General features: G+C 60.0%; 12 protein-coding genes, 4 tRNA genes and 1 pseudogene. 15 read left to right on the top strand and 2 right to left on the bottom strand.

Translation table 11 applies throughout. The features are described 5' to 3' along the window. The first annotated feature begins 82 nt into the window (after nucleotides 1-82). The 7 genes and pseudogenes from BLT55_RS11885 to BLT55_RS11850 all read left to right on the top strand — a co-directional run bounded on the left by BLT55_RS11885 (nucleotide 83) and on the right by BLT55_RS11850 (nucleotide 3,399). Nucleotides 83-158 (top strand) — tRNA-Ala (locus BLT55_RS11885). 91 nt (nucleotides 159-249) lie between these two features. Beyond that, nucleotides 250-325 (top strand) — tRNA-Glu (locus tag BLT55_RS11880). A 52-nt stretch (nucleotides 326-377) separates the two neighbouring features. Continuing rightward, nucleotides 378-453: transfer RNA gene (locus tag BLT55_RS11875), tRNA-Ala, on the top strand. A 44-nt stretch (nucleotides 454-497) separates the two neighbouring features. Next, nucleotides 498-573: transfer RNA gene (locus BLT55_RS11870), tRNA-Glu, on the top strand. Nucleotides 574-1,370: 797 nt separating this feature from the next. Next, nucleotides 1,371-1,832: an acyl-CoA thioesterase gene (locus BLT55_RS11860; RefSeq protein ID WP_055001875.1), complete on the top strand. Its 462-nt coding sequence runs from the start codon at nucleotides 1,371-1,373 to the stop codon at nucleotides 1,830-1,832. Between the two features lie 28 nt (nucleotides 1,833-1,860). Then, nucleotides 1,861-2,826: pseudogene (locus BLT55_RS11855) on the top strand (tRNA dihydrouridine synthase). A 129-nt stretch (nucleotides 2,827-2,955) separates the two neighbouring features. After that, nucleotides 2,956-3,399, top strand: a complete 444-nt coding sequence (locus tag BLT55_RS11850) for an Hsp20 family protein (protein ID WP_005893722.1) — start codon at nucleotides 2,956-2,958, stop codon at nucleotides 3,397-3,399. Between the two features lie 81 nt (nucleotides 3,400-3,480). Here BLT55_RS11850 and BLT55_RS11845 read toward each other — a convergent pair whose 3' ends face one another. Both BLT55_RS11845 and BLT55_RS11840 read right to left on the bottom strand, forming a co-directional pair. Further along, complete coding sequence (locus tag BLT55_RS11845) at nucleotides 3,481-5,652, bottom strand: putative bifunctional diguanylate cyclase/phosphodiesterase (protein ID WP_055001876.1); 2,172 nt, start codon at nucleotides 5,650-5,652, stop codon at nucleotides 3,481-3,483. Nucleotides 5,653-5,719: 67 nt separating this feature from the next. Further along, nucleotides 5,720-6,592 (bottom strand): LysR family transcriptional regulator, encoded by an 873-nt coding sequence (locus tag BLT55_RS11840; protein ID WP_055001877.1) that lies wholly within the window; start codon nucleotides 6,590-6,592, stop codon nucleotides 5,720-5,722. Nucleotides 6,593-6,737: 145 nt separating this feature from the next. Between BLT55_RS11840 and leuC the strand changes: the two genes are divergently transcribed. The 8 genes from leuC to BLT55_RS11800 all read left to right on the top strand — a co-directional run bounded on the left by leuC (nucleotide 6,738) and on the right by BLT55_RS11800 (nucleotide 15,700). Continuing rightward, nucleotides 6,738-8,165, top strand: coding sequence for a 3-isopropylmalate dehydratase large subunit (gene leuC / locus BLT55_RS11835; protein ID WP_055001878.1), 1,428 nt, complete (start codon nucleotides 6,738-6,740; stop codon nucleotides 8,163-8,165). After that, the gene (gene leuD / locus BLT55_RS11830) at nucleotides 8,162-8,803 is read left to right on the top strand and encodes a 3-isopropylmalate dehydratase small subunit (protein WP_054079400.1); all 642 of its coding nucleotides are present in this window, start codon (nucleotides 8,162-8,164) and stop codon (nucleotides 8,801-8,803) included. Before leuC ends, leuD begins: the two co-directional genes overlap by 4 nt. Before the next feature lie 150 nt (nucleotides 8,804-8,953). Continuing rightward, a complete protein-coding gene (gene leuB / locus BLT55_RS11825; protein WP_055001879.1) occupies nucleotides 8,954-10,036 on the top strand; it encodes a 3-isopropylmalate dehydrogenase in 1,083 nt (360 codons plus the stop codon). A 70-nt stretch (nucleotides 10,037-10,106) separates the two neighbouring features. Then, on the top strand, nucleotides 10,107-11,219 hold the full coding sequence (asd, locus tag BLT55_RS11820) for an aspartate-semialdehyde dehydrogenase (protein ID WP_007244780.1): 1,113 nt from the start codon (nucleotides 10,107-10,109) through the stop codon (nucleotides 11,217-11,219). 179 nt (nucleotides 11,220-11,398) lie between these two features. Further along, the gene (locus BLT55_RS11815; protein WP_055001880.1) at nucleotides 11,399-12,403 is read left to right on the top strand and encodes a 2-dehydro-3-deoxygalactonokinase; all 1,005 of its coding nucleotides are present in this window, start codon (nucleotides 11,399-11,401) and stop codon (nucleotides 12,401-12,403) included. 1 nt (nucleotide 12,404) lies between these two features. Continuing rightward, nucleotides 12,405-13,040 carry a 2-dehydro-3-deoxy-6-phosphogalactonate aldolase gene (locus BLT55_RS11810; protein WP_055001881.1) on the top strand — a complete coding sequence of 212 codons (636 nt, stop codon included), beginning with the start codon at nucleotides 12,405-12,407 and terminating at the stop codon, nucleotides 13,038-13,040. A 30-nt stretch (nucleotides 13,041-13,070) separates the two neighbouring features. Further along, nucleotides 13,071-14,249, top strand: a complete 1,179-nt coding sequence (gene dgoD / locus BLT55_RS11805; protein ID WP_259641203.1) for a galactonate dehydratase — start codon at nucleotides 13,071-13,073, stop codon at nucleotides 14,247-14,249. 134 nt (nucleotides 14,250-14,383) lie between these two features. Then, nucleotides 14,384-15,700 carry an MFS transporter gene (locus BLT55_RS11800; RefSeq protein WP_055001882.1) on the top strand — a complete coding sequence of 439 codons (1,317 nt, stop codon included), beginning with the start codon at nucleotides 14,384-14,386 and terminating at the stop codon, nucleotides 15,698-15,700. The last annotated feature ends 33 nt before the right edge of the window (nucleotides 15,701-15,733 follow it).

The following is a 15,733-nucleotide window of genomic DNA, read 5'->3' as shown; positions in this document are numbered from 1 at the left end:
CGACAAAAAACTTTGGAAATTGTAAAAAATAAATTTGACAGGTCAGCGGCTCACGCTTAGTATGCGCCCCGTCCACTGATGTGGGGCTTTAGCTCAGCTGGGAGAGCGCCTGCATGGCATGCAGGAGGTCAGCGGTTCGATCCCGCTAAGCTCCACCAAATTTAGCGTTTCAAAACGCAGCTACACTGTTCTGAGGCGATGCGAGACAGCCGGATCCAGCGACCGGTTATCTGCAAAGAAGAAGGTTTTGTCCCCTTCGTCTAGTGGCCTAGGACACCGCCCTTTCACGGCGGTAACAGGGGTTCGAGTCCCCTAGGGGACGCCAGTTTCACCGGGTGATACTTTAACGTTGATCTCCGCCGCGAGGCGATAAATCCGGGGCTTTAGCTCAGCTGGGAGAGCGCCTGCATGGCATGCAGGAGGTCAGCGGTTCGATCCCGCTAAGCTCCACCAATTTGCTAGGGTTCACCGCTCGGTGATCCTGACTGAAGGTTTGCGTCCCCTTCGTCTAGTGGCCTAGGACACCGCCCTTTCACGGCGGTAACAGGGGTTCGAGTCCCCTAGGGGACGCCACGATTTCCCGCTCTGCGGGACCAAGGGTCATTCGATTATTGAATGGCCCTTTTGTTTTTTCGGGGTTTGAAAAGCCTTTCTTCCTCTCTGTTCCGTCCTGATTGTTATCTATCGCCATATACAAACCCGGCTGGCTTTGCGCCAATGCCGCTGACCCGCATTAAGTAACGCCCTTTGTCACATCTGTGCTGCAGCACAAAGCCATGCCTTGCACGTAGCCACTGCACATAAAAGAAAGCGCTTTTCATCGCGATATCACTGACGACGCAGAGTGCGACGTAAGTGACGGCTGAGCCCTGACACTGATCCGGGGGATGCGAGGCAGGACGCCGAGCAAGCTGCACCGGGCCAGGGATGGCCCGGTGCGGCGACCCCCGGATCAGTGTCAGGGCGAAGGAACCCGACGAAGTCGGGCCGGAAACGGAGCCAGGACTTTGCCTACTTTGGTTCCTCAAAGTAGGGTGCCGTAAGGGCGCAAAGGTGACCTGAGTCAGACGCAAATACCGCTGACATCGCAAAACCGCCGTGCGACGCAGAGCGCCACAAACACAAAGAGGACGCAGAGCGTCCAGAACTGCATGCCGACGCGGAGCATCGGCACGATAGTCATGCACAAGCCTGCTTCTGCCCGAAGGGCCGGAGACGACTGAGGCGGCGATCCGTATTGTTCGCGAAGACTGTGTTTCAGGCGACCCGATTTCTGCGACTGTACGGTCCATTTCGCGAACAAGTTCGCTCCCACGGATCCTGACTTCGCTACACTCCCGCCAACAGCATTCACTCAAGCAGGAGCACGCATGGTCTGGGACAGGACAACGCCTTTCGTCATTGACCTGAACGTCGGCGCAGAAGACATCGACGGGCTGGGGCATGCCAACAACGCCGTATACGTCTCCTGGCTGGAGCGCTGCGCCTGGCGGCATTCGCAGTTCCTGGGCCTGGACCTGACCGAATATCGGCGTCTGGACCGGGCCATGGCGGTGGTCCGGCACGAGATCGACTACCTGGCCAGCGCCTACGAAAACGACGAACTGCAATTGGCAACCTGGATCACTGACTGGGACCGCCGCTTGAAAATGACCCGCTGCTTTAAACTCAAGCGGCCTGCCGACAATCTGACACTGCTGCGCGCACAAACCACCTTTGTCTGCATCGAACTGTCCAGTGGTCGGCCTAAGCGCATGCCCACCGAGTTCATCGAAGGCTACGGCGCGGCCATTGCCGACAGTGACATTCCCAATCTGCGCGCCGGGCAGTAAACTGCCGGACTTTTTTCGAGTATGACCCATGCAAATTGCTCTGGCGCCCATGGAGGGGCTGGTTGACGACATCCTGCGCGATGCCCTGACGAAAGTGGGTGGCATCGACTGGTGTGTGACCGAATTCATTCGGGTGTCCGAGCGTTTGATGCCAGCGCACTACTTTTATAAATACGCTTCGGAGTTTCACAAGGGCGCGAAGACTGATGCCGGCACGCCGTTACGGCTCCAGCTGTTGGGCTCAGACCCGGTGTGTCTGGCCGAGAACGCGGCGTTCGCCTGCGAACTGGGTGCACCGGTGCTGGACCTGAACTTCGGTTGCCCGGCCAAGACCGTCAACCGCTCGCGAGGCGGCGCAGTCCTGCTCAAGGAGCCGGAGCTGCTGCACACCATCGTCAGTCAGGTGCGCCGTGCTGTGCCCAAAGACATACCGGTCACCGCCGAGATGCGCTTGGGCTACAAAAACACTGATCTGGCGCTGGATTGCGCCAGAGCACTGGCCGACGGCGGCGCAGCGCAAATCGTCGTCCACGCCCGCACCAAGGTCGACGGCTACAAGCCGCCCGCGCACTGGGAGTGGATTGCGCGGATTCAGGAAGTGGTCAAGGTCCCGGTGGTGGCCAACGGTGAAATCTGGACCGTTGAGGATTGGCGTCGCTGCCGCGAAATCTGCGGCGCGCGGGACATCATGATTGGTTGCGGGCTGGTAGCGCGCCCCGATCTGGCCCGGCAGATTGCTGCGGCGCAGAAGGGCGAAGAGGTGGTGCCGATGACCTGGGCTGAGTTGCAGCCGATCCTGCGTACCTTTTGACAAGCCTGCCTGGTCAAAATGACGCTCATCCAGGCCCCGGGCCGCCTCAAGCAATGGCTGGTGCTGCTGACCAAGAGCTATCCCGAAGCGACCTTGATGTTCAACACGCTGCGTCGCGAAACCGACTGCGCTCGCATCAGCGTATTACTCGGTTGCCCACCCGGTTGCTTACCCAAAAGCTGACCCCGACGAACGGTCGAAAAAAATCTGAAAATAATCTCTTGAAAAGCAAACCGCCGTCCCTATTTTGGTGATCAGGCGATGCCGAAGACGGGTCGCTCTAACCACTCGCTGATAAACAGGAGAATTGTTATGGCTACTGCATTTTCTCTGGCTCCACTGTTTCGCAACTCAGTGGGATTCGACCGCTTCAACGATCTGTTCGAGTCGGCGGCACGAAATGAGACAACCAGCGGCTACCCTCCCTACAACGTGGAGCGGCACACCGATGACCATTATCGCATCGTGATCGCTGCAGCAGGCATGCAAGAGCAGGATCTGGAGTTGCAGGTCGAAAAAGGTGTGCTGACCGTGATCGGCAGCAAGCGCGAGCAAGAGGCCGAAAACGTGACGTATCTGCATCAGGGTATTGCCCGGCGTGAATTCAAGCTGTCGTTCAGGCTGGCGGACAATATCGAAGTCAAAGGAGCCGATCTGTCTCACGGCCTGCTGAATATTGACCTGGTGCGAAACGTGCCGGAAGAAGCGAAACCAAAACGCATTCCGCTCAATAGCCAGAAAGCGCTGGAAAACTGATCCGTCAGGTGAAGTGAATACAGCGGCACGTAAACAGCAAGTAAGTGACAGGAAAGGCACCCTCGGTGCCTTTCCTTTTTTTCAGTCCTGTGAGGCCGTTGCCTGCGCAGGCCGCCTGAGTTGCAGCAAAGACTCGAACTGCGGGCCGGGCAATGGTTCGCTGAACAGATAGCCCTGATAGTTGTAACAACCCACTCGCTCAAGAAACGCCAGTTGCTCCGGGGTTTCGACGCCTTCGGCAATGACGTGCAGGTTGAGGCTCTGCGCCATGGCGACGATGGCACGGATGATTTCTGCATCGTTAGGGTCGCTGGTAGCATCCTGAACGAATGACTGATCGATCTTCAGCGTATCCACCGGCAAGCGCTTGAGGTAGGTGAGCGATGAATAGCCGGTGCCGAAGTCGTCCATGGCAAACCCTACGCCCAGGTCTCTGAGCTTGCGCATCTTGAGAATGGTGTCGTCCAGATTCTGGATGACAATGCCTTCAGTGATTTCCAGCTTGAGCATGGTCGCCGGCAGTTGATGCTGTTTCAGACTGTGTTCCACGCGCTCGACAAAGTCGCTCTGGCGAAACTGACGTGGGCTGATGTTGACGCCCATCAGGAAACGGTCTTTCGAGACCAGCCCCTGACTCAGCAGCAGCCCGCCGATTTTACAGGCATCGTCGAGAATCCGGCTGCCGACTTCCAGAATCATGCCGCTTTCTTCGAGTATCTGGACGAACTGGTCGGGAGGCAGCAGGCCGTACTCGGGGTGCTGCCAGCGCAGCAAAGCTTCCGCGCCGGTGATCTGATTGGTGCGACAGTCGACCTGTGCCTGAAAGTGCAGGTGAAATTCGTTGCGTGCCAGCGCCAGGCGCAGGTCATTCTCCAGACGCAGCCGCTGGCTGACGGCTTGCTGCATGGACGAGTGAAAAAACTGCGCGGTGTTGCGTCCGGAATCCTTGGCCCGATACAAGGCGATATCGGCGCGCTTGAGCAGGTCGGCCGGAGTGAGTCCGTCGTCCGGAATCAGCACGATACCGATGCTCGGCGTCACCTGCAGGCGATGGCCGTCGAGGAACATCGGTTCGGCCAACAGATCACGCAGGTTGTCGGACAGTACCCGCACCTTGTGTGTGACTTCGTCGAGAGAGCCGTCCAGCCCGCAGATCAATACCACAAACTCATCGCCACCCAGGCGGGCCACCGTGTCTTCCTGCCGCACGCTGGCTTCAAGGCGCGCAGCCACGACGTTCAGCACGCTGTCACCCACCGGATGGCCGAGCGAGTCGTTGATATGCTTGAAATGATCGAGATCGAGGAACAGTAGTGCGCCGCGCAGGTTCTGGTGCTGGAGCAGGGACAGCTGCTGGCTGAGGCGGTCCATCAGCAGGGCGCGATTGGGTAGCCCGGTCAGCGGGTCGTGATAGGCCAGATGATGGATCTGCGCCTGCGCATTCTTCAACTGGCCGATGTCGCGGGCGTTCATTAGCAGGCAGGCAGTGTCGTTGAGGGTGATGAAATCGACCGAGATATCCAGCACCAGCGGGTCGCCATTCTTGTCGCGACCGCTCATCTCCCGGTGATGAACGCGACCTTTCTGACGCAGCTCATCGACCATGAATTCGCGTTGCTGGGTGTCGGTCCAGATACCGATTTCATGGGCTGTGCGGCCGACCACTTCCTGAGCACTGAAGCCGGTCAGGCGGCAGAAGCCGTCATTGACCTCGACATAGCGGCCCGACTCGATCTCGGTGATGGTGATCGAGTCCGGGCTTGAGTGAAACGCTTTGGCAAACTTCTCCTCGCTGGCCTCCAGCGCCACCTGGGCACGTTTCTGGGTGATGTCCATCAGCGTGCCCGCCAGCCTCGACAGTTGACCCTGATCATCCCGATAAATTCGCGCACGGCTTTCGAGCAGGCGCGAGGTGCCGTTTTTCAGTTGAAACCGGTAGATGAGCTGCAAGTAGTCGTCACAATTTTCGATTGCTGCATGGTAGGCCTCACGCATCCGGTGGCGCTCTTCAATAGGTAACCTGCCGAAAAACTGCTCGGCGTCATCATCGAAGGGCTGCGCGTCCATGCCATGCAGAAACGCCGCCTGTGCCGAGGCTTGCAGCCTGTTGCAGGTAACGTCCAGATCCCAGGTGCCCATCTGCGCCAGCTCCAGCGCCAGTTCCAGGCGCTCACCGGTCTCCTTGAGCAGGCGCAGCGCATCAGCGTGCGTCAGCCCGGCTGGCGATGAGACGGTGTGCGGCGGGTTGGGCATGGGTTCACGAGCCTTCGATAAGTGAAGCCGGTAAAACAATTGGTCCGCGTCCTGCTGCGGGGTCTATCTACTGTGTCTGCGCATCGAGCAATTTCATGAATGCCCTGGCGGCATTCGACAGTGTGCGTTCGGTGTGCAGGATGTAGCCTAGCTGGCGATTGAGCTGCACGCCCGGCAATGGAATGCGCGCCACCTGTTCGTCCAGCATGGTGCGCGGCAGCACGCTCCAGGCCAGGCCGATGGAGACCATCATCTTGATGGTTTCCATGTAATTGGTGCTCATCGCAATATTGGGTTTGAGGCCCTGGGCTTCGCACAGCTTGCTGACAATGTGGTGAGTGAACGTGTTGCTGCCCGGGAACACGGCCGGGTAGCGCACGATATCTTCCAGCTTCATCGGGCCGCTGTTGGCTAACGGATGCTCCGGCGCGGCGACGAAATCCAGCGGGTCGTCCCACACCGGCATGGCGCGGATCAGCGAATGCGGCTCGGGTGCAAGAGTAATCACTGCCAGCTCGGCGCGCCCGTGAAGAATTTCTTCATACGCCACTTCCGAATCGAGAAACTGAATGTCCAGTGCGACTTTCGGGTAGGCGCGGGTAAACGCCCGCAGCACCGGCGGCAGGCGATGCAGGCCAATGTGGTGGCTGGTCGCCAGAGTGAGGCGTCCGGTGACTTCGCCGGTCAGGTTGGTCAGCGCGCGGCGCGTGTCATCCAGCACGTTGAGGATCTGATAGGCACGTGGTAGCAGGGCGCGACCGGCTTCGGTCAGGCTGACTTCACGGCCCAGTCGGTCGAACAGGCGCACGTTGAGTTGCTGCTCCAGGCCGGCGATGCGCTTGCTGATGGCCGGCTGGGTGAGGTACAGCCGCTCACCGGCACCCGAGAAACTGCCGGTCTCGGCGATGGCGATAAAAGCATTGAGATTGGCGAGGTCCATAGTCGGATTCCAATTGGTTATCCAAAGCATGAAAATTATGAATTTGAGTTATTTAAGCACATTCCCTAGGATGACCGCACAAGCCAAAGGGTCATCGTCACGATTGCCCAAGGCATAGAAAGAAGCTGATGAGGAAGTACGTCCGATGGCCGGAAAAACGCTTTACGACAAGCTCTGGGATTCACATTTGGTCAAACAGCGCGACGACGGTTCGGCGCTGATCTACATTGATCGGCATATCATCCATGAAGTGACCTCGCCGCAAGCGTTCGAAGGCCTGCGCCTGGCCAGGCGCAAGCCGTGGCGGATCGATTCGATCATCGCCACCCCCGACCATAACGTGCCGACCACGCCGGAGCGCAAGGGCGGGATCGAGGCCATCGAAGATCATGTCTCGCGTCTGCAAGTGCAGACCCTCGACGACAACTGCGACGAGTACGGCATCACCGAATTCAAGATGAATGACCCGCGTCAGGGCATCGTCCACGTCATCGGCCCGGAGCAGGGCGCAACCCTGCCGGGAATGAGCGTGGTCTGCGGCGACTCGCACACCTCGACCCACGGCGCCTTTGGCGCGCTGGCCCATGGTATCGGCACCTCCGAGGTCGAGCATGTGCTGGCGACCCAGTGCCTTGTGGCCAAGAAGATGAAGAACATGCTGGTGTCGGTCGAAGGGCAATTGCCGTTCGGCGTGACGGCCAAGGACATCGTGCTGGCAGTGATTGGCAAGATCGGCACCGCAGGCGGTAACGGTTACGCCATCGAGTTCGCGGGCAGCGCGATTCGCGACCTGTCGATCGAAGGCCGCATGACCATCTGCAACATGTCCATCGAGGCCGGTGCGCGGGTGGGCATGGTGGCTACCGACGAGAAGACCGTCGAGTACGTCAAGGGCCGTCCGTTCGCACCGAAAGGCGCAGAATGGGACCTCGCCGTCGAAGCCTGGAAGGACCTGGTGTCCGACCCGGACGCGGTGTTCGACACTGTGGTCAGGCTGGATGCTGCGCAGATCAAGCCGCAGGTCAGCTGGGGCACTTCGCCGGAAATGGTTCTGGCGGTCGATCAGAACGTGCCGGACCCGGCGCAAGAACCGGATCTGGTCAAGCGTGGCTCCATCGAGCGCGCCCTGAAATATATGGGCCTGAAAGCCAATCAGCCGATTACCGATATCCAGCTGGATCGGGTGTTCATCGGCTCTTGCACCAACTCGCGGATCGAAGATTTGCGCGCTGCGGCGGACGTTGCCAAGGGCCGCAAGGTGGCCGCGACCATCAAGCAGGCCATCGTGGTGCCGGGCTCGGGCCTGATCAAAGAGCAGGCCGAGAAAGAAGGGCTGGACAAGGTGTTCATTGACGCAGGTTTTGAATGGCGCGAGCCGGGCTGCTCGATGTGCCTGGCCATGAACCCGGATCGCCTCGGCTCCGGCGAGCACTGTGCTTCTACGTCCAACCGTAACTTCGAAGGCCGTCAAGGTGCCGGTGGCCGCACGCACCTGGTCAGCCCGGCGATGGCTGCCGCCGCAGCGGTGACTGGCCGTTTCATCGATGTTCGCGAACTGAGGAATCCAGCATGAAAGCCTTTACCCAGCATACTGGCCTGGTCGCGCCTCTGGATCGCGCCAACGTCGACACTGACCAGATCATCCCCAAGCAGTTTCTCAAGTCGATCAAGCGCACGGGCTTCGGTCCGAACCTGTTCGACGAGTGGCGTTATCTGGACGTCGGTCAGCCGTATCAGGACAACTCCAAACGCCCGCTGAACCATGATTTCGTGCTCAACCACGAACGCTATCAAGGTGCCAGCGTGCTATTGGCGCGGGAAAACTTTGGCTGCGGTTCCAGCCGCGAGCACGCGCCGTGGGCACTGGAAGAGTACGGTTTCTGCGCCATTATTGCGCCGAGCTATGCCGATATCTTCTTCAACAACAGTTTCAAGAACGGTCTGCTGCCGATCATTCTGGCCGAAGCCGAGGTCGACGAGCTGTTCCGGCAGGTCGAAGCCAGCCCCGGCTACCAGTTGAGCATCGACCTGCAAGCGCAGACCGTGACCCGCCCTGATGGCAAGGTGCTGAGCTTTGAAATCGATGCGTTCCGCAAGCACTGCCTGCTCAATGGCCTGGACGACATCGGCCTGACCTTGATGGATGCCGACGCCATCGCCAGCTTCGAGAGCAAGCACCGCGCCAGTCAGCCGTGGTTGTTTCGCGACTGAGCGTCGGGCAACGGTGACAACTTGATTCGCGAGCAAGACGTTCATTCGTCTTGCTCGCGAAGGCATTTTGGCCGAGCGGTAAATTTTTTGCCGTATTCAGCGTTATCAACAGGCGTTGTCTGAAGCGCCGCTGCACACATCGAGGATGTTATGAGCAAGCAGATTCTGATTCTCCCGGGTGACGGTATCGGTCCGGAAATCATGACCGAAGCGGTCAAGGTGCTGGAACTGGCCAGCGAAAAGTATCAACTGGGCTTTGAGTTGACCCACGACGTGATCGGCGGCGCAGCCATCGACAAGCACGGCGTGCCGCTGGCCGATGAAACTCTGGATCGTGCCCGTGCAGCCGATGCGGTGCTGCTAGGCGCGGTGGGCGGCCCGAAATGGGACACCATCGAACGCGATATCCGTCCTGAGCGCGGCCTGCTGAAAATCCGTTCGCAACTGGGCCTGTTCGGCAACCTGCGTCCGGCGATTCTTTATCCACAACTGGCTGACGCGTCGAGCCTCAAGCCGGAAATCGTTGCCGGCCTGGACATTCTGATCGTTCGTGAGCTGACCGGTGGAATCTACTTCGGCGCGCCACGCGGTACTCGTGTGCTGGATAATGGCGAGCGCCAGGCCTACGACACGCTGCCGTACAGCGAAAGCGAAATCCGCCGCATTGCCAAAGTCGGTTTCGACATGGCCATGGTGCGTGGCAAGAAGCTGTGTTCGGTGGACAAGGCTAACGTGCTGGCGTCCAGCCAGCTGTGGCGCGTAATCGTCGAGCAGGTGGCCAAGGAGTACCCTGAAGTCGAACTGAGCCATATGTACGTCGATAACGCTGCCATGCAACTGGTGCGTGCGCCCAAGCAGTTCGATGTGATCGTCACTGATAACCTGTTCGGCGACATTCTGTCCGATCAGGCGTCGATGCTCACCGGCTCCATCGGCATGCTGCCATCGGCGTCGCTTGATACTGCCAACAAGGGCATGTACGAGCCTTGCCACGGTTCGGCACCGGACATCGCCGGTAAAGGCATCGCCAACCCGCTGGCGACCATTCTGTCGGTGTCGATGATGCTGCGTTACAGCTTCAATCTGAGCGACGCCGCAGACGCCATCGAACAGGCGGTCAGCCTGGTGCTGGATCAGGGTCTGCGCACCGGCGACATCTGGTCCGAGGGCAAAGTCAAAGTCGGTACCCAGGAAATGGGCGATGCAGTAGTCTCCGCGCTGCGGAATCTGTAATCTCTCTGGCCCGCCGCCTGCTGCTGATGCGCAGAGCGGCGGTCCCACTTTTTTTCAAGGTGTAGTTGCGATGAAACGTGTAGGTCTGATCGGTTGGCGTGGCATGGTCGGTTCCGTGCTCATGCAGCGGATGCGGGAAGAGCAGGACTTCGATCTCATTGAGCCGGTGTTCTTCACTACCTCCAATGTCGGTGGCCAGGCGCCTTCGGTGGGCAAGGACGTTGCCCCGCTGAAAGATGCCTACAGCATCGACGAGCTGAAAACCCTGGACGTGGTGCTGACCTGTCAGGGCGGCGACTACACCAACGAAGTATTCCCCAAGCTGCGCGAAGCTGGCTGGCAGGGCTACTGGATCGACGCGGCCTCCAGCCTGCGCATGCAGGATGACGCGGTTATCGTGCTCGATCCGGTCAACCGCAAGGTCATCGACCAGCAACTGGACGCCGGCACCAAGAACTACATCGGCGGTAACTGCACGGTCAGCCTGATGCTGATGGGCCTGGGCGGTCTGTTCGATGCCGGGCTGGTCGAATGGATGAACGTCATGACCTATCAGGCGGCCTCTGGTGCCGGTGCGCAGAACATGCGTGAACTGATCAAGCAAATGGGCGCGGTGCACGCTTCGGTGGCTGACGAACTGGCCAACCCGGCCAGCGCCATTCTGGATATCGACCGCAAGGTGGCGGAAGCCATGCGCAGCGAATCGTTCCCGACCGAAAACTTCGGTGTGCCGCTGGCCGGCAGCCTGATCCCATGGATCGACAAGGCCTTGCCGAATGGCCAGAGCCGCGAAGAGTGGAAAGGGCAGGCTGAGACCAACAAGATTCTCGGTCGCTTCAAGAGCCCGATCCCTGTCGACGGCATCTGCGTGCGCATCGGCGCCATGCGCTGTCACAGCCAGGCGCTGACCATCAAGCTGAACAAGGATGTGCCGATTGCGGACATCGAAGGCTTGATCAGCCAGCACAACCCGTGGGTCAAGCTGGTGCCGAACACGCGCGAAGCCAGCGCGCAAGAACTCAGCCCGACCGCTGTGACCGGCACCATGAGTGTGCCGGTAGGCCGTCTGCGCAAGTTGAACATGGGTTCGCAGTACCTGGGCGCGTTCACCGTCGGCGACCAACTGTTGTGGGGCGCGGCTGAACCGTTGCGTCGCATGCTGAGGATTCTGCTGGAGCGTTGAGGCTTCGGTTGTACCTGAAACCCGCTTCCCGAAAGGGCCGCGGGTTTTTTATGGCTGCTGATTTTTAGCTCCACATAGTCGTCCCTATATATGGGATATAAATTTACATATTGAGATGTGCTTAAAAACAGGTTTATAGTCGTCCTGCACTCACTTCCAATAAAACAACAGGTGACGCAATGCAGGCGCAATTGATCGCACTCGATTGGGGGACCACCTCCCTTCGTGCTTATCGACTTGGCGAACATGGCCAGGTGCTGGAACAGCGCGCGCTTAGCGCGGGCATCATGCAGCTACCAACCACGCCGCGCCTGATTTCCGGGCAACTGTGCAGCGATGGCTTTGAACTGGCGTTCGATCAGGCTTGCGGCGACTGGCTTGACGCCGAGCCGGGCCTGCCGGTAATTGCCTGCGGCATGGTCGGCAGCGCGCAGGGGTGGCGCGAGGCGGCGTATCGGGAAACCCCGGCCAGCGTCAACGAGCTGAGCGCGGCGCTGCAAACGGTGCGCAGCCAGAGTGGCGTGACCGTGCATATCATTCCGGGCGTGCTGCAACGCGCGACCCTGCCCAACGTCATGCGTGGCGAAGAAACCCAGGTACTTGGCGTGCTGGCCGGGCTCGACGCCCAGGTCGACGGCCAGCCGCTGCTGATCGGGCTGCCGGGCAGCCATTCGAAATGGGTGCAGGTGACCCGCGGGCGTATCGTTCACTTCGATACCTTCATGACCGGGGAGGTCTACGCCGCCTTGTGTGCGCACACCCTTCTTGGGCGCACCATGCAACCCGCCGATGCGTTCGATGATCAGGCGTTCGATCGCGGCTTGTCGATTGCCCTGTCAGATGCGGGTGCTGCCGGACCGCTCTCCACCATATTCAGCACCCGAACGCTCGGCCTGACCGGGCAACTGGGCGCCAGCGCGCAGCCTGACTACCTGTCCGGCCTGCTGATCGGCCATGAGCTGGGCAGCATTGCCAGGCTGCATTTGCATACCCATGAACACTTGCCTGCGGTGATCCTCATCGGCAGCGAAGCGCTGTGCGCGCGTTACCAGCGGGGGCTGGCGGTCTGCGGCTTTCCCAAGGTCACCCTTGCCGAACAGGCCACCGAGCGCGGCCTGTGGCAGGTCGCGGTTCAGGCGGGCCTGATTGCGCGCCGGTCATCCCAACACATTCGAGAGGTTTGACATGCTCAAGCAAGCATTGAAGGAAAACGGTCTGGTCGCGATTCTGCGCGGGCTGCGACCCGAAGAAGCACCGGCGATGGGCGACGTGCTGTACGAAGCCGGTTTTCGGGTTATCGAAGTGCCGCTCAATTCTCCGCAGCCGTTCGACAGCATTCGCTTGCTGCGTCAGCAACTGCCTGCCGATTGCCTGATCGGCGCGGGCACGGTGCTGACCCCGGAGCAGGTGACGCAGGTCAAGGATGCCGGAGGGCAGGTGATCGTCATGCCGCACAGCGATGCGAAAGTTTTGCGCGCCGCCAAGGCTGCCGGGCTGTTCCTGTCACCGGGCGTGGCAACACCGACCGAGGCCTTCGCTGCACTGGCCGAGGGGGCCGATGTGCTCAAGCTGTTTCCGGCCGAGCAGATGTCGCCTGCGGTGGTCAAGGCGTGGCTGGCGGTATTGCCGAAAGGCACGATCCTGCTGCCGGTCGGGGGTATTTCGCCGGACAACATGAAGGTGTTCCTTGATGCGGGCGTAAAAGGCTTCGGCCTCGGCTCCGGGCTGTTCAAGCCGGGCATGAGCGCTGCTGACGTTGCCGAGCGGGCCAAGGCTTACGTAGCTGCCTGGAAGCAACACACCGCAGGGCTCGCAGACTGATCGGCATCGCTGTTCGATAGTCGCTATCTAATAAGAGAATCAACAAGAGAAACCACACCCATGAAAATCACCAAACTCACCACGTTCATCGTTCCGCCGCGCTGGTGCTTCCTCAAGGTCGAGACTGACGAGGGCGTTGTCGGCTGGGGCGAGCCGGTGGTCGAAGGCCGCGCGCATACCGTGGCCGCTGCCGTGGAAGAGCTGTCCGATTACCTGATTGGCAAGGACCCGCGCAACATCGAAGACATCTGGACCGTGCTGTATCGCGGCGGCTTCTACCGCGGCGGCGCGATCCACATGAGTGCACTGGCCGGTATCGATCAGGCGTTGTGGGACATCAAGGGCAAGGCGCTGGGTGTTTCGGTGAGTGACCTGCTGGGTGGTCAGGTGCGCGACAAGATTCGTGTGTACTCGTGGATCGGCGGCGATCGCCCTGCCGATACGGCGCGGGCGGCCAAAGAGGCGGTCGAGCGCGGTTTTACGGCGGTGAAAATGAACGGCACCGAGGAGCTGCAATTTCTCGATACTTTTGACAAGGTCGATCTGGCGCTGGCCAACGTCGCTGCCGTGCGTGACGCGGTGGGGCCGAATGTCGGCATCGGCGTGGACTTCCACGGCCGTGTTCACAAGCCGATGGCCAAAGTGCTGATGAAAGAGCTGGACGCGTACAAGCTGATGTTCATCGAAGAGCCGGTGCTCAGCGAAAACTACGAGGCGCTAAAAGAACTGGCACCGCTGACCAGTACGCCGATTGCCTTGGGCGAACGGCTGTTCTCGCGCTGGGACTTCAAGCGCGTGCTGAGCGAAGGTTATGTCGACATCATCCAGCCGGATGCGTCGCATGCGGGCGGTATCACCGAAACCCGCAAGATCGCCAACATGGCCGAAGCTTACGACGTCGCGCTGGCGCTGCATTGCCCGCTGGGGCCGATTGCGCTGGCGGCGTGCCTGCAACTGGACGCGGTTTGCTACAACGCCTTCATCCAGGAACAAAGCCTCGGTATTCACTACAACGAAAGCAACGACCTGCTGGATTACATCAAGCATCCGGAAGTGTTCGACTACGACAAAGGCATGGTCAAGATCCCCAACGGGCCGGGTCTGGGCATCGAAATCAACGAAGAATACGTCATCGAACGCGCCGCCATCGGCCACCGCTGGCGCAACCCGATCTGGCGTCATGCGGATGGCAGTTTTGCGGAGTGGTAGGGCGCAGTAAATCTCCGTGATCATCGTTCCCACGGTCTTCGGCCAGAATCAAAAGCGGATTTGTATAGCGCATTGAGCGCGGAGCGTGGGAGCTAGAACTTTCCGTATATAAATCCAACAAGAGGCTACAAGCCATGCGCACTCGAGCTATGGAAGGTGCGGCGTCGCTGGTGACGCCGAGGCCGAGCCGCAAGCGTTTCTTTATCATGGTGTTGCTTTTCATCACCGTGGTGATCAATTATCTGGACCGCAGCAACCTGTCGATCGCCGCCCCGGCACTGACCGCCGAACTGGGCCTTGATACGGTGCACGTCGGGCTGATCTTCTCGGCGTTCGGCTGGACCTACGCCGCCATGCAGTTGCCCGGTGGCTGGCTGGTCGACCGCGTGCCGCCGCGCATCCTTTACACCGCTGCGCTGCTGCTGTGGTCCCTCGCGACCATCATGCTCGGCTTTGCCGCCAGCTTCATCGCGCTGTTCGTGCTGCGCATGGCCGTCGGCGCGCTGGAGGCGCCGGCTTATCCAATCAACAGCCGCGTGGTGACCACCTGGTTTCCCGAGCGCGAGCGCGCCACGGCCATTGGCGTTTACACTTCCGGGCAGTTCGTCGGCCTGGCCTTTCTGACGCCGGTGCTGGCCTGGTTGCAGGCGCACTACGGCTGGCACATGGTGTTTGTCGCAACGGGTGGCGTTGGGGCGTTGTGGGCGTTGATCTGGTACATGGTGTACCGCGAGCCACGTGACTTCAAAGGCGTCAACCAGCAGGAGATCGACCTCATCAAAGAGGGCGGCGGGCTGGTGGATATCCAGACTGATGCTGAAAAGCAGAAGCAGGGTTTCAGCTGGCTGGACTTGGGCATCGTGCTGAGCAAGCGCAAGCTGTGGGGGATCTACCTGGGGCAATTCTGCCTGAACTCCACGCTGTGGTTCTTCCTGACCTGGTTCCCGACCTACCTGGTGAAATACCGGGGTATGGACTTCATCAAGTCCGGACTGTTGGCTTCGCTGCCGTTTCTGGCGGCCTTCGTCGGCGTGTTGTGCTCGGGATTCTTCTCCGACTGGCTGATCCGCCGCGGCCACAGTGTAGGCTTTGCCCGCAAATTGCCGATCATTGCCGGGCTGCTGATTTCAACGTCGATCATCGGCGCCAACTTTGTCGATTCCACGCCGCTGGTCATTACCTTTCTGGCCTTGGCGTTCTTTGGCAACGGCCTTGCGTCGATCACCTGGTCGCTGGTCTCGACCTTGGCTCCGGCGCGCCTGCTGGGCCTGACCGGTGGCACGTTCAATTTCATCGGCAACCTGGCGGCCATCGCCACGCCGATCGTGATCGGCTTTCTGGCAACCGGCGACTCGTTTGCGCCCGCCATCACCTACATCTCGGCGCTGGCGCTGCTGGGTGCGCTGTCTTACATCCTGCTGGTAGGAAAAGTCGAGCGTATCGAGCTCTGAGGTCGACGCGTGCGGACGCTGGCGACGATAATG

Origin of the sequence: Pseudomonas cannabina (assembly GCF_900100365.1) — a bacterium.
GTDB lineage: Bacteria > Pseudomonadota > Gammaproteobacteria > Pseudomonadales > Pseudomonadaceae > Aquipseudomonas > Aquipseudomonas cannabina.
Note: the sequence above shows the minus strand (reverse complement) of the source record. Positions and strands in the feature narration are given on the sequence as shown.